This window comes from Microbacterium sp. BWR-S6Y, from assembly GCF_041379845.1.
GTDB lineage: Bacteria > Actinomycetota > Actinomycetes > Actinomycetales > Microbacteriaceae > Microbacterium > Microbacterium hydrothermale.
The window spans coordinates 70060-83334 of record NZ_JBFECV010000004.1 but is presented as its reverse complement, the minus strand read 5'-3'; the positions used below and the strand labels follow the sequence as shown (position 1 = coordinate 83334).

The window sequence follows — 13275 nt, the reverse complement described above, 5'->3', positions numbered from 1 at the left end:
CGGGGCGGCGGGATCATGTCCTCCTGCCGATGGGTTCGATGGATGCGACCATCCCACGGGCGTCGAAGATGTCGACCGACATTGCGTGCGGGCACTGCGCGATGAGGACGGCGACGTGTCCCACCGAGAAGGCGGAAACGGCGGCGGGTGGCCTTTCCCTTGCCGCGGGGCCACCCGCCACCCCGGCGCGACGAACAGGAGTGGGGCGCCCGCTGCCCTCCGCCGAGCGAGGAAGACGGCTGCGGAACGGGCAGGTGGGGGAATCTTCCTACAGAGATGACCTCACCCGCGGGTGGTCATGACGCGAATCTCGAGGACTCGCTTCACGAACGCAGATGAGGACGGAGCAGGCTCTCCCACCCCGCCGCGAGCTGCGCGTACTCCTCCCCGCATCCACCTGCTCGATGGGCGTCGAGTGTCCCCTCGTCGATGAGGTACTCGTAGCGCTGCGGATACGCGCCGTATACGTAGCAGAGGAAGTTCGCCGACCGCTGCGCATCGAGACCGTGCGTGTCCGAGAACGGAAGCTCGTCGACATCCGTGACGGACTGGGCATGGAGGTAATAGATCTTCGCCACGGTGATCAGAGAGTCGGCGTCGTCTTCGGTTCCCGTGAGGGCGTACACGGAATATTGATCAGCGACGTCCTCCTCTCGCCCCGTGAAGGCGAGGCCCAGCTCGGCAAGGAGGGCGTGACCGCCCTCGTGGTAGAGGACAGCGCGGGCGCTCTCAAGGAGCTGCTGATCGATGGGCTCTTCACCGGAGGTGTCGACACCCGCGGCATCCGCTTCGAGAGAAGTCCGTTCGCTGGCGGAGAGTTCGTAGCAGAGGGAGATCGACGACGTGGCGGGATCGTAGAAGGCGTTCGCCTCCCGGCACTCCTTCGCGACGACGGCGACGTCTTGCGGGAGGGCGACCGTCTTGTTCATCTCATCGGCGAAAGCTTCGAGAAGACCCGCCTCCTGCCACATCGTCCGCTCCGTCTGATTCTCGGGGGTCGAGGCCGGATCGTACTGCACGACGAAGGAGCCCTGACCCCGCGCGGTGCCCGAGGAAGCCTCGTTCACCGGGGCGCACGCCGCGAGGACGGAGAGGAAAGCGATTGCCGCCAGCGACATCGCCGTACGGGCTGCTCGAGTGGACTTCACGAGGTGAAAATAGCAAAACTCACACCATCGAATCAGCTTTCTCATTCCGCGTCAGATGTGGCGCCGAGCGCGGTCTCGTCTCTCGGGAATACCGTGTCGGGATCGGCAGAGGCACCGTCGCACCGACGCCCATCTGGAGCCCGTCGGCCCTCTCGACGACGGCGCCTTCGGCTCAGACCGCGGAGACAGAGCGAAGGCCCCGACTCTCCAGTGTTTACAAGGGGAGTCGGGGCCTTCGCGGTGGCGGTGACGGTGGGATTTGAACCCACGGTAGGGGGTTACCCTACACAACTTTTCGAGAGTTGCACCTTCGGCCGCTCGGACACGTCACCGCCGACAAGCTTACGACACAAGACCGGATGCCGCGAATCGGCGCCCTCCGGCGGGTCGCCGTGCCCGCGCCGGCGCGCGGGACGCAGGAGAACAGGCTCCCGGCAGGTCGCCGCTCCCGCCCCGGCGTGCGGAACTCCTGAAAAATGGCGCCCCCGGCCTCGCATCCTCCCGCGCCGAGGCGTTCGCCGCGAGGAGCTCAGGAGTTTCGTACGTCGCGCGTGAACCCCGGCCCGAGGCCGCGGCATCCGTTCCTCCACCGTCGAAACACCCCTCTGGAGCCGCCCCGCGCGCGCTGCCAGGATCGAGCCATGAGCGTGATCGAGAACTCGAAACTGACGGTCGTGGGCGCGGGAAGCGTGGGGGCGAGCGTCGCGTACGCGGCTCTCATCCGCGGGTCGGCACGCCACGTGGCGCTCTACGACATCGCGACCGAGAAGGTCGAGGCCGAGGTGCTCGACCTCGCCCACGGCACGCAGTTCACCGGTTCGAGCGACATCACCGGCGGCAGCGACGTCGCCGTCGCCGAGGGGTCGCACGTCGTCGTCATCACCGCGGGGGCCAAGCAGAACCCCGGCCAGACGCGGACTGAACTCGCCGCGACGAACGCGCGCATCATCCGCGACATGATGCCGAAGCTGCTCGAGGTCGCCCCCAACGCGATCTACGTCATCGTCACCAACCCGTGCGACGTCCTCACCGTGCTCGCGCAGGAGGCGACCGGCCTGCCCACGCGGCGTATCTTCGCCTCGGGCACCGTGCTCGACACCTCTCGCCTGCGCTGGAAGATCGCGCAGCGCGCGGGAGTCGCCACCTCGAGCGTCCACGCGTGGATCGTGGGCGAGCACGGCGACACCGAGTTCCCGCTGTGGTCGACCGCGACGATCGGCTCGGTCCCCATCACGGAGTTTGAGTTGCCCGACGGCTCGCGCTTCGACCAGGAGCAGTTGGATGCCATCGCCGTCGACGTGCGCGACGCGGCGTACAAGGTGATCAAGGGAAAGGGCGCGACGAACTACGCCATCGGTCTCTCCAGCGCCCGGATCGTCGAGGCGATCCTGCGCGACGAGCACGCGATCCTCCCCGTCAGCACCGTGCTCGAGGACTTCCACGGCATCAGCGGAATGGCGCTCTCGGTGCCCTCGATCGTGTCGGCGCGCGGCGCCGTGCCCATCGCTGCGACGCCCTTCTCCGACCACGAGGTCACGCTGCTTCGTCGTTCGGCCGACGCGCTGACGACCGTCGCCGACTCGCTGCGCGGCTGACGGCGCCGCGGCTGACGCTACGCCGCCGCGCGGTGTCGCATCCGCCCCCGCGACACACGCTCTCCGTCCCGACAAACGCTCTCGCACCCCGTTTCTCCGCACAGGGGGCGTTTGTCGGCGTACGCACCTCGCGCCAGATCCCGGATGCCGCCACCCGGCGCGTGCGATGTCGGAGGCCCCGCGTAGCCTGACTGCATGGCATCCCGTCGTCCTGCAACAGCCCCCGCTCCCTACCGGTGCACCGAGTGCGGATGGACGACGCTCAAGTGGGTCGGACGGTGCGGCGAGTGCCAGTCGTGGGGCACCGTGGTCGAGGCCGCCGAGCAGACCGGGATCGTCCGCTCGATCGTGCCCGTGGCCCCCGGCGCCGCCCGCGCCGCACGGCGCATCACCGAGATCGACACGCAAGACGCCCCGCGCCGCACAAGCGGGGTCGGCGAGTTCGACCGCGTTCTCGGCGGCGGCATCGTGCCCGGTGCGGCGATCCTACTGAGCGGCGAGCCCGGCGTGGGCAAGTCGACGCTCCTGCTCGAGGTCGCAGCCCAGAGCGCCCGCGCCGGGCGTCGCGTGCTCTACGCGAGCGGCGAGGAGTCCGCCGCGCAGGTGCGCCTGCGGGCCGAACGCACGGGCGCCCTGCACGACGAGCTGTTCCTCGCCGCCGAGACCGACCTCGCCACCATCCTCGGCCACATCGACCAGGTCGAGCCGGGCCTTCTCATCGTCGACTCGGTGCAGACGGTGTCGTCGGCTCACAGCGACGGAGCCGCCGGTCAGCCCGCCCAGGTGCGCGAGGTGGCATCCGCCCTCATCCGCGTCGCCAAGGAACGGGGGCTCCCCGTCATCATCGTCGGCCACGTCACGAAAGACGGATCGATCGCCGGTCCCCGCATCCTCGAGCACCTCGTCGACGTCGTCTGCCACTTCGAGGGCGACCGCCAGACCTCCCTGCGCTTCGTGCGCGCGCTCAAGAACCGCTTCGGCCCCACCGACGAGGTCGGCTGCTTCGACATGACCGGCACCGGCATCGCCGAGGTCGCCGACCCGAGCGCCCTCTTCCTCGGTCACGGCGAACCCGAGCCGGGCACCTGCGTCACGATCGCGATGGAAGGACGTCGGGCGCTCCCCGTCGAGATCCAGGCGTTGGCCGTGCGTCAGACCGCTCCCAACCCCCGCCGCATCGTCAACGGCGTCGACTCGTCGCGCGTCGCGATGGTGCTCGCGGTGCTCGAGAGCCGCATGGGCCTCACTCTGTCGGACCGCGACGTATACGTCTCGACGGTCGGCGGCGTCCGCCTGGTCGAGCCCGCCGCCGACCTCGCGATCGCGATCGCCGTGGCCAACGCCGTGAAGAACCGCAAGGTGTCGAAGCGGCTGGCGGCGATCGGCGAGCTCACGCTCACCGGCGAGATCCGCAACGTCACGCAGGCCGCACAGCGCGCCTCCGAGGCGAAGCGGCTGGGGTATCACACGGTGCTCGACGCCTCATCGCGCAAGCTCGCGCAGGCGCTCAACGAGCTGCAGGTGCGCGGCGTGCCGCGCGACGACAGCGAACCGGGGTTCTGACCGGCCGGCAGACAGGAGCCGATGGTTCAGCGCCCGGGAGGAGCGGACCGGCGACGACGGTGCGGGGAGGTCATGCCCAGCACGGCGGGGATGACAAGTCCGGCGGCGCACACGGCACCGGCGATCAGGTACTCCATGCCGTCGAGTCTTGCACGGGTCCTTCACCCGCGCGACTCGAGCCTTTCACCCGCGCCGCGCCACCCGCGGTGGCTCGCCCGCGCGACGTACGCCCCGCGCGACGCACAACCCGCTGCTCCGCAGCGACCCCGCGCGGCGCGGACAGCCCGCCGCCGCAGGTCAGGCGTCGAGAGCGGCGATCAGGTCGGCCGGCGAGGCCTGGATCGGGTGCGGCCCCGCGATGTCGATGAACACCGTGGTGATGGCATCCTGATGCGCGCCCAGGAACGAGCGCAGCCACTGCGGAGACTGCAGCGCGACGTGCGGCGGCAGCGTCTCGGGCTTGTGCGCCGCGTCGCTGAACAGCAGCAGCGCGACCTGCCCGGTGTTCGGATCGCGGTAGGTCCAGACCTCCCCGACACTCAGCGGGTTGTCGGCGTCGCCGGGCGTCATGAGGGGGACGACGGTCGGTCCGTGCCGGAGGGCGAAGGCGATCGCGGCCATGTCCTGGGTCTGCAGGGCGTCGGTCAGCGCGGTGTTCTTGAAGTCCATGTCGTGCTTCTTCCCTCTGCGCTTCTTGCTCCCGGCCATCCTCCGAGCCTAATCCGGCGGCGCGGTCAGGCCAGGAACCCGCGCAGCAAGGCTTCGGAACCCGCGAGATGATCCCGCATGGCCGCGTGGGCGGCATCCGGTCGGCCCGAGAGGATCGCCGACACGATCGCGGCGTGCTGCGAGGTGGAGTGGTCGATGTTCCGGGGCAGGAGGGGGAAGGTGTCGAGCCACGCGTTCACTTTCGCGCGATTGTCGGCCACCAGGGGAACGAGGGAGGGGATGCCGGCGAGTTCCGCGATCGTGAGGTGCAGCAGGGTGTCGAGTCGGCGGTAGTCCTCTCCGTCGGCGTGCGCCGCGCTCTCGTGCCGCGCCCACAGCACGTCGCGCTCGTCGGCGGACAGCGATCGTCCCGCCGCCGCCCACGCGGCCCCGGGCTCGAGCACCCCGCGCAGCGCGATGACGTCGCCGAGCTCTGCGGCTGAGACCACGGCGGGCTCCGACGGACGCGGCACGGGGTCGACGACGAAGGTTCCGCCGTAGCGGCCGCGCCGGGTCTCGAGCCATCCGGCGTCGGCGAGCTCGCGGATCGCCTCGCGCACGGTGTCGCGGCTGACGCCGTACAGCGACGCGAGCTCGCGCTCGGCGGGCAGCGACTCCCCGGGGGCGACGAGACCGAGACGCACGGTCTGCACGATGCGGGCCGTGGTGTCCTCGAGCGCGTTGCCGCTGCGGACGGGCCGGTAGACGGCCCGCCGCAGGTCGTCCAGGGGCGCCTCGCTCACCCTCTCAGCCTGTCATGCCGGGCTCAGAGCGGGGTGACGTAGGCGTTGGTGATACCGCCGTCGACCACGAAGGCCGTCGCGGTGATGAACGACGCGTCGTCGGATGCCAGGAAAGCGACGGCCGCGGCCATCTCCTCGGGTTCCGCGAACCGGCCCATCGGCACGTGCACGAGGCGGCGCTGCGCGCGCTCGGGGTCCTTCGCGAAGAGCTCCTGCAGGAGCGGGGTGTTCACGGGTCCGGGGCACAGCGCGTTGACGCGGATGCCCTGTCGGGCGAACTGCACGCCGAGCTCGCGGGTCATCGCGAGCACGCCGCCCTTCGACGCGGTGTACGAGATCTGCGAGGTGGCCGAGCCGAGGAGGGCGACGAAGGAGGCCGTGTTGATGATCGACCCCTTGCCCGCCGGCACCATGTGCCGCAGCGCCGCGCGCGAGCACAGGTACACGCTCTTGAGGTTGACGTCCTGCACCCGGTCCCAGGCGGGCAGCTCGGTCGTTTCGATCGAGTCGTCGTCGGCGGGCGAGATGCCGGCGTTGTTGAAGGCGATGTCGACGCTGCCGAGGTCGACGGCGACGCCGTCGAAGAGCGCGTCGACCGAGGCCTCGTCGGCGACGTTCACCTGCCGGAACACGCCGCCCACCGCCTCGGCGGCGGCGACGCCGGTGGTCTCGTCGAGGTCGGCGATCACGACGCGCGCGCCCTCGGCGGCGAAGCGGCGGGCGGTGGCGAGGCCGATGCCGCTGGCGCCGCCGGTGACGATCGCGACGCGGTCGCGCAGGCGCTGGGTGAGGTCGATGGTCATGGTGCGGTGGTTCCTTTCGCGCGGGACCTCGTCCCCCTTATGGCTGGTGTGGGGCCTCCAGACCGGCCATAAGGGGGACGAGGACCGTCATAGGTGGGACGAGGGGGGCGAACCGGCCGAAGACTGGGCCGGCGGCAGAGGGAGGGAGGGTGGGGGCGGGGGGTCACTCGGTGGCGTAGAAGACGTTCTTCACCTCGGTGAAGTGCTCGGCGGCATCCGGGCCCAGCTCGCGGCCGAGGCCCGAGGCCTTCATGCCGCCGAACGGGGTCGCGTACCGCACCGAGGAGTGCGAGTTCACCGACAGCACGCCGCTGCGCACCCCGCGGGACACCCGGATGCCGCGACCCAGGTTCTCGGTCCAGATCGAGCCGGCGAGACCGTAGGCGGTGTCGTTGGCGAGGCGGATGGCATCCGCTTCGTCGTCGAACGGCATGACGGCGAGCACCGGCCCGAAGACCTCGTCGCGCGCGATGCGGTCGCCCGGCTGAGCGAGCACGACCGCCGGGGCGAACCAGAAGCCGTCGCCCTCGGGCGCCGAGCCGCCGAACGCCACATCGACCCCGTCGAGGAAGCCCTGGACGGTGGAGCGATGGGATGCCGAGATGAGCGGTCCCATCTGGGTCGATTCGTCGTGCGGGTCGCCGACCTTCCACGCCGCGACGGCGGGTTCGAGCATCTCGAGGAACCGGTCGTAGACGCTCCGCTGCACCAGCAGGCGGCTGCGCGCGCAGCAGTCCTGACCGGCGTTGTCGAAGACCGAACCGGGAACCCCGGCCGCGGCTTTCTCGAGGTCGGCGTCGGCGAAGACGATGTTCGCGCTCTTGCCGCCGAGCTCGAGGGTCACGGGCTTGAGCATCCGCGCGCATCCGGCGGCGACCTCGGTGCCCACCTCGGTCGAGCCGGTGAAGACGACCTTGTGCACGTCGGGGTGCGACACGAAGCGCTGGCCCACGACCGAGCCGGATCCGACGACGACCTGGAACAGCCCCTCGGGGAGCCCGGCCTCGAGAGCGAGCTCACCGAGGCGCACGGCGGTCAGGGGCGTGAGCTCCGCGGGCTTGAGCACGACGGCGTTGCCCGCGGCGAGCGCGGGCGCGAAGCCCCACGCGGCGATCGTCATGGGGAAGTTCCACGGCACGATGATCCCGACCACGCCGTACGGCTCGTGATAGGTCACGTCGAGGCCGCCGGCGACCGGGATCTGCGAACCGATCAGGCGTTCCGGGGCGCCGGAGTAGTAGTTGAGCACCTGCGCGACGTGCTGCGCCTCCCACCGGGCCGAGCCGATCGGGTGCCCGGAGTTGCGCACCTCGAGGGCCGCGAGCTCCTCGACGTGCGCCTCGACGACGCGGGCGAAGGCGCGCAGGGCGTCGGCGCGGGCGACCGGGGCGAGAGCGGCCCACGCGCGCTGCGCGCGCACGGCGTCGGCCACGGCGGCATCCACCTGGTCGATCTCGGCGCGCTCGAGCGTCGTGATGGGCGAGCCCGTGGACGGGTCGATGACGGTGAAGGTGCTCATGCGGACACTTCCTGGTGGTGAGCGGAACGTTCGGCCCGGTACCGCGCGGCCGCGGCGACGAGCCCGAGGAAGAGCCGCCGGTCCTCGGCGTTCTCCTCCGGATGCCACTGCACGGCAACGAGGTAGTCGTCGCCCGGCAGCTCGACGGCCTGCACGAGCCCGTCATCCGTGCGCGCGGTGACCCGCAGTCCCTCGGCGACGCGGTCGACGCCCTGGTGGTGGTAGCTGTGGACGGTGAGCTCCCCGGCGCCGACGAGGCCGGAGAGCCGGGTGTCGGCATCCACGTCGACGGTGTTCTCGGCGAATACGCCCCCGCCGATGCGGTAGCGCTCGGTGCCGAGCGCCTCGGGCAGGTGCTGGTGCAGCGTCCCGCCCATCGCGACGTTGATGAGCTGCAGGCCTCGGCAGATGCCGAAGACCGGGATGCCGCGCTCCCGCGCCCCCGCGAGCAGGGCGATCTCCCACGCGTCGCGGTCGGCGCGCGCGGGGTCGGTCGTGGGGTGGCGTTCGGCGCCGTAGAGCTCGGGCTGCACGTCGAGCCCGCCGGTGAGGATGAGCCCGTCGATGCCGTCGAGCACGGCGGCGGCGGCCTGCTCGGGTCGGGGCTGCGGGGGAAGGAGCACCGCCGAGGCGCCCGATGCGGTCACCGCGTCGAAGTACTGCTGCGGAAGGAACGAGGCGCGCACGTCCCAGACCCCCTGTTTCGCGCGCTCGAGGTAGGTCGTGAGCCCCACGACGGGGGTTCGCTGCGGATCAGAGACGCTCGAAACCACGGACCCGCTCCCAGTCGGTGACGGCGGCGTCGTAGGCCTCGACCTCGATGCGCGCCTGGTTGAGGTAGTGCTCGACGACGTCGTCGCCGAAGGCGGCGCGGGCGATCGTCGACTCGCTGAACAGGCGCGCCGCCTCGCGCAGCGTCGTCGGGAGGGTGTCGACCCCCGCGGCGTACGCGTTGCCGGTGAGCGGCGCGGGCAGCTCGAGCTCGTTCTCGATCCCGTGCAGACCGCCCGCGATGATCGCCGAGATCGCGAGGTACGGGTTGACGTCTCCCCCGGGCACGCGGTTCTCGACGCGCAGCGACGAGCCGTGACCGACGACGCGCAGCGCGCACGTGCGGTTGTCCACGCCCCAGGCCACGCCGGTGGGGGCGAACGAGCCCTTCGCGTAGCGCTTGTACGAGTTGATGGTGGGCGCGTACAGCAGCGTGAACTCGCGGAGCGTGGCCAGGATGCCGGCGATCCAGTGCTGCATGAGGGGACTGAATCCGTGGTCGCCGTCGCCCGCCATCACCGCGGCGCCGTCGTCGCCGCGCACCGAGAGGTGGATGTGGCAGCTGTTGCCCTCGCGCTCGTTGAACTTCGCCATGAAGGTCAGCGATTTGCCGTGGCGGTCGGCGATCTCCTTCGCCCCGTTCTTGTAGAGCGTGTGGTTGTCGGCGGTCTCGAGGGCCTCGGCGTAGCGGAAGGCGATCTCCTGCTGACCGAAGTTGCACTCGCCCTTCACTCCCTCGCAGTACATGCCCGCGCCGTCCATGCCGACGCGGATGTCGCGCAGCAGGGGCTCGAGACGCGTGGTGGCGAGCAGGTTGTAGTCGACGTTGTAATCGGTCGAGGGGGTGAGCCCGGTGTAGCCCTTGGCCCAGGCGTCGCGGAACGAGTCCTCGAAGACGATGAACTCGAGCTCCGTCCCCGCGTAGGCCGTGAGACCCCGCTCGGCGAGCCGCTCGCGCTGGGCGTTCAGGATGCCGCGCGGCGACTGCACCACCGCGGCGCGGTCCTCCCACGCGAGGTCGGCGAAGACGAGCGCCGTTCCCGGTTGCCACGGGATGCGGCGGAGCGTGTCGAGATCGGGCACGAGCAGCATGTCGCCGTAGCCCTTCTCCCAGCTCGACATCGCGTAGCCGTCGACGGTGTTGAGGTCGACGTCGACCGAGAGCAGGTAGTTGCAGGCTTCGGCGCCGTGCCCCCGCACCTCGTCGCGCCAGAACCGTGCCGCGACGCGCTTGCCGACGAGACGGCCCTGCGCGTCGGGGAAGGCGACGACGACCGTGTCGATCTCGCCCGCGTCGATCGCGGCATCCAGTTCCGCGCTGGTGAGATTGCCCGCCATGATGTCGTCTTCCTCTCGCCTTCCGTCGCCCTCCGATCCGAGGACGTAACGAGGAACTTACACGCCAAAGGTAGACACGTCGACCAATAGAGGGCCATGATCTTGCGCAAGGCGAGCCCGAAGCCAGCCATCATCCTTCTGGAGGTCACATGTCCACCTCGAGCAATTCCCGCAAAAAGGTCGCCGGAGCCACCTATACGACGACGGATGCCGCCTACTTCGAGAAACGCACCCTGAAACGCTCGGCGGGTGTGTGGGGCCTGTGGGGCCTCGCCGTCGCCGCCGTCATCTCGGGCGACTTCTCGGGCTGGAACTTCGGCATCGGCTTCGCGGGCTTCGGCGGAATGCTCATCGCCTTCGTCATCCTCGTCGTCATGTACTACGGCCTGACCTTCTCGATCGGCGAGATGGCCGCCGCGATGCCGCACACCGGCGGCGCCTACTCGTTCGCCCGATCGGCGATGGGGCCGTGGGGCGGCCTCGCGACCGGTCTCGCCGAGACCATCGAATACGTCGCGACCACCGCCGTCGTCGTCTACTTCTCAGGGCAGTACGCCGACTCCGCCCTCGAGCTGCTCACCGGCGTCAGCCTTCCGGCGTTCGTCTGGTGGATCATCCTCTACGCGCTCTTCATCGCCCTCAACGCCGCGGGAGCGAACATCTCGTTCGGCTTCGCGATCGTGGTCTCCATCATCTCGATCGGCATCATCGTCGTGTTCGGCGCGATGTCGCTCATGACGGGGGCCTTCGACTGGGGCTCGCTGTGGAACATCGCCCCCACCGACGGCAACACCGAGTTCCTCCCCTTCGGCGTCGGCTCGATCCTGCTGGCGCTCCCCTTCGCGATGTGGTTCTTCCTCGGCATCGAGGAGCTCCCGCTCGCGGCCGAGGAGTCGCACGACCCCGCGCGAGACATCCCCCGCGCCGGACTGTGGGCCCGCGGCACGCTCATCGTCACGGGTCTGATCGTGCTGTTCCTGAACACCGGGGTGCTCGGCGCCGACGCGACCGGCAGCTCGCTCGAACCCCTGCTCGACGGCTTCCGCGCGATGGTCGGCGATCAGGCCGCGGCCCTGCTGTCGCTCCTCGCGCTCGTCGGCCTGCTGGCGTCGCTGATGGGCATCATGTTCGCCTACGGCCGCAACATGTACTCGCTCTCGCGCGCCGGGTACTACCCGCGCTGGCTGTCGCTCACCGGAGCCCGCAAGACCCCCTGGGTCGCGCTCGTGTTCGGCGCCGTCCTCGGCTTCGTCGCCCTCGTGGTCGTGCAGGCGGCGGGCGGCGACGCGAGCCCGGCCGGCGCGATCGTGCTGAACATTGCCGTGTGGGGCGCCGTGCTGGCCTACTTCCTGCAGATGGTGTCGTTCATCGTCCTGCGGCGGAAGTTCCCCCACGCGGTGCGTCCGTACAAGAGCCCGTGGGGCCTGTTCGGGGCGTACTCGGCCGCGATCATCGCCGCGGTCGTGTTCTTCGGACTGCTGCTGAACCCGGCTTACCTGCTCGCGATCGTCGCGATCATCGTCGTCTACGCGGTGATCTTCATCGCGTTCGCCGTCTACGGCCGGCATCGCCTCGTGCTGTCGCCCGAGGAGGAGTACGCCCTGTCGGGTGGCCTGCACGGCGACCCGCAGAAGGAGGGCTACGACGCGATGGAGGGCGAGGTGTTCGGCGACCGGCGCTCCTGAGCGACGGAACGGAGGGGCGGATGCCGCGGCATCCGCCCCTCCGCTTCGCCGGCCGAGGGTTTCGGGGCGCCTCGCACGGTGAGCCGGGCTCGGGGCCCAGAGGCCTCACTGCAGGACGAACGACGCCGTTCCGGCGGAGGGGATGCCGCCGATCGAGACGCTCAGGTGGTATGTCGCCCCACCGCCGGGCGCGTAGGGGCGCTCGTTCTCGCACGACCCCACCGACGACCGCGTGCGGTCCCACGTGAGGGGAGCCGAGCTGGTGACGACCTGACCGGCCGCGAGGGTGACCTCCATGTCGCTCGGCTCGGTCTGGCAGTCGGTCGAGCGCCACCACACGTCGGATCCGCTGGTCACCGTGAACGACTGCGCGCTCGTGCCGACGTTCATCGTGCACGGCCCGGCCGAGGTGTTGGTGAGCCGGATCGACAGCTGCGGGTTCTCGCCCTGGCCATACTGCCCCTTGTCGGAGAGCGCCTCGACGGTGATGTCGGCCGCGGTGCACTCCACGGGTCCGGTCGGCGTGCTGGCGGTCGGCGACGGCGAGCTCGACGCCACCGCGGGGGCGGACGGGCTCGCGACGGCGGCAGGGGTGCTCTCGGCGGGCGCGGGCGTGTCGAGGGCTGTCGGGGCGGAGCGCCACGGCGGAGCCGCGACGAGCCACACGACGAGGCCGATCACGACGAGGGCCAGAAGCCCCGCCGCGAGACGACGTCGACGGTAGACCGCCGGGGACTGCCTCCGCCTACGGGGGGCATCGGTCATGGTTCCAGGGTAGGCGCCGCAGCGGTGCCGACCCGCCACGGCGCGCTCCGCCCGGCGCCCTCACAGCGCTTTCGCCGCCTCGCCGGGCGCAAGGGGCGGCAGCCGGCGCGGCGGACGACTCAGAGCTGCTTGAGCATCCGGGTGTTGCCGAGGGTGTTGGGCTTCACGTGCGCCAGGTCGAGAAACTCCGCGACGCCCTCGTCGGGACTGCGCACGAGCTGCGAGTAGACGTCGGGGTCGACGACCTGCTCCCCGATCGGCGCGAAGCCGCGCCGCGTGAAGAAGTCGACCTCGAACGTGAGGCAGAACAGGCGGGCCACACCCAGATCGCGCGCCCGCTGTTCGAGGTCTTCCACGATCGCTCGACCGACGCCGTGGTGCAGCCAGTCGTCGTGCACGATGAGCGTGCGGATCTCGGCGAGGTCGTCCCACATGACGTGCAGCGCGCCGCATCCGATCACGACGCCGTCGACCTCGGCGACGACGAACTGCTGCACCGAGCCGTAGAGGACCACGAGGTCTTTGCCCAGCAGGATGCGCTTCTGCACGAACGGCTCGAGCAGCTCGTGGATACGTCGCACGTCGGCTGTCGCGGCGGGGCGGACGACGAACGGCGTGGCAGAGGTCATCGAACCAG

12 protein-coding genes and 1 tRNA gene are annotated in these 13275 nt (G+C 70.4%); 3 read left to right on the top strand and 10 right to left on the bottom strand.

From position 1 onward, the window contains the following. Positions 1-323 precede the first annotated feature (323 nt). Together AB1K56_RS09840 and AB1K56_RS09835 are read right to left on the bottom strand one after the other, a co-directional pair. Positions 324-1148: a DUF4344 domain-containing metallopeptidase gene (locus AB1K56_RS09840; RefSeq protein WP_371205503.1), complete on the bottom strand. Its 825-nt coding sequence runs from the start codon at positions 1146-1148 to the stop codon at positions 324-326. A 241-nt stretch (positions 1149-1389) separates the two neighbouring features. Then, positions 1390-1480 (bottom strand) — tRNA-Ser (locus AB1K56_RS09835). 309 nt (positions 1481-1789) lie between these two features. Here AB1K56_RS09835 and AB1K56_RS09830 point away from each other — a divergent pair. Both AB1K56_RS09830 and radA read left to right on the top strand, forming a co-directional pair. Beyond that, positions 1790-2743, top strand: coding sequence for an L-lactate dehydrogenase (locus AB1K56_RS09830; RefSeq protein WP_264629883.1), 954 nt, complete (start codon positions 1790-1792; stop codon positions 2741-2743). 195 nt (positions 2744-2938) lie between these two features. Next, positions 2939-4306: a DNA repair protein RadA gene (gene radA, locus AB1K56_RS09825; protein WP_136586047.1), complete on the top strand. Its 1368-nt coding sequence runs from the start codon at positions 2939-2941 to the stop codon at positions 4304-4306. Between the two features lie 297 nt (positions 4307-4603). On the opposite strand, the gene AB1K56_RS09820 is transcribed toward radA, so the two are convergent. From AB1K56_RS09820 to AB1K56_RS09795, 6 genes are all read right to left on the bottom strand, one after another. After that, positions 4604-5014, bottom strand: coding sequence for a dehydrogenase (locus AB1K56_RS09820; protein ID WP_136586048.1), 411 nt, complete (start codon positions 5012-5014; stop codon positions 4604-4606). Between the two features lie 26 nt (positions 5015-5040). Next, positions 5041-5757 (bottom strand): FadR/GntR family transcriptional regulator, encoded by a 717-nt coding sequence (locus tag AB1K56_RS09815; RefSeq protein WP_136586049.1) that lies wholly within the window; start codon positions 5755-5757, stop codon positions 5041-5043. 23 nt (positions 5758-5780) lie between these two features. Continuing rightward, entirely contained in the window at positions 5781-6560 is a 780-nt protein-coding gene (locus AB1K56_RS09810; RefSeq protein ID WP_371205502.1) for a 3-oxoacyl-ACP reductase, read from the bottom strand. 163 nt (positions 6561-6723) lie between these two features. Further along, on the bottom strand, positions 6724-8079 hold the full coding sequence (locus tag AB1K56_RS09805) for an aldehyde dehydrogenase (RefSeq protein WP_371205501.1): 1356 nt from the start codon (positions 8077-8079) through the stop codon (positions 6724-6726). After that, on the bottom strand, positions 8076-8852 hold the full coding sequence (locus tag AB1K56_RS09800; protein ID WP_371205500.1) for a gamma-glutamyl-gamma-aminobutyrate hydrolase family protein: 777 nt from the start codon (positions 8850-8852) through the stop codon (positions 8076-8078). Before AB1K56_RS09800 ends, AB1K56_RS09805 begins: the two co-directional genes overlap by 4 nt. Further along, positions 8833-10188, bottom strand: coding sequence for a glutamine synthetase family protein (locus AB1K56_RS09795; protein WP_371205499.1), 1356 nt, complete (start codon positions 10186-10188; stop codon positions 8833-8835). Before AB1K56_RS09795 ends, AB1K56_RS09800 begins: the two co-directional genes overlap by 20 nt. 149 nt (positions 10189-10337) lie before the next feature. Here AB1K56_RS09795 and AB1K56_RS09790 point away from each other — a divergent pair, with 149 nt between their 5' ends. Then, positions 10338-11873 (top strand): amino acid permease, encoded by a 1536-nt coding sequence (locus AB1K56_RS09790; protein WP_371205498.1) that lies wholly within the window; start codon positions 10338-10340, stop codon positions 11871-11873. A gap of 105 nt (positions 11874-11978) precedes the next feature. Here the strand turns inward: AB1K56_RS09790 and AB1K56_RS09785 are convergent, their stop codons facing one another. Then, positions 11979-12638, bottom strand: coding sequence for a hypothetical protein (locus tag AB1K56_RS09785; RefSeq protein WP_371205497.1), 660 nt, complete (start codon positions 12636-12638; stop codon positions 11979-11981). 119 nt (positions 12639-12757) lie between these two features. Then, a complete protein-coding gene (locus tag AB1K56_RS09780; RefSeq protein ID WP_136586055.1) occupies positions 12758-13267 on the bottom strand; it encodes an amino-acid N-acetyltransferase in 510 nt (169 codons plus the stop codon). Positions 13268-13275 lie beyond the last annotated feature (8 nt).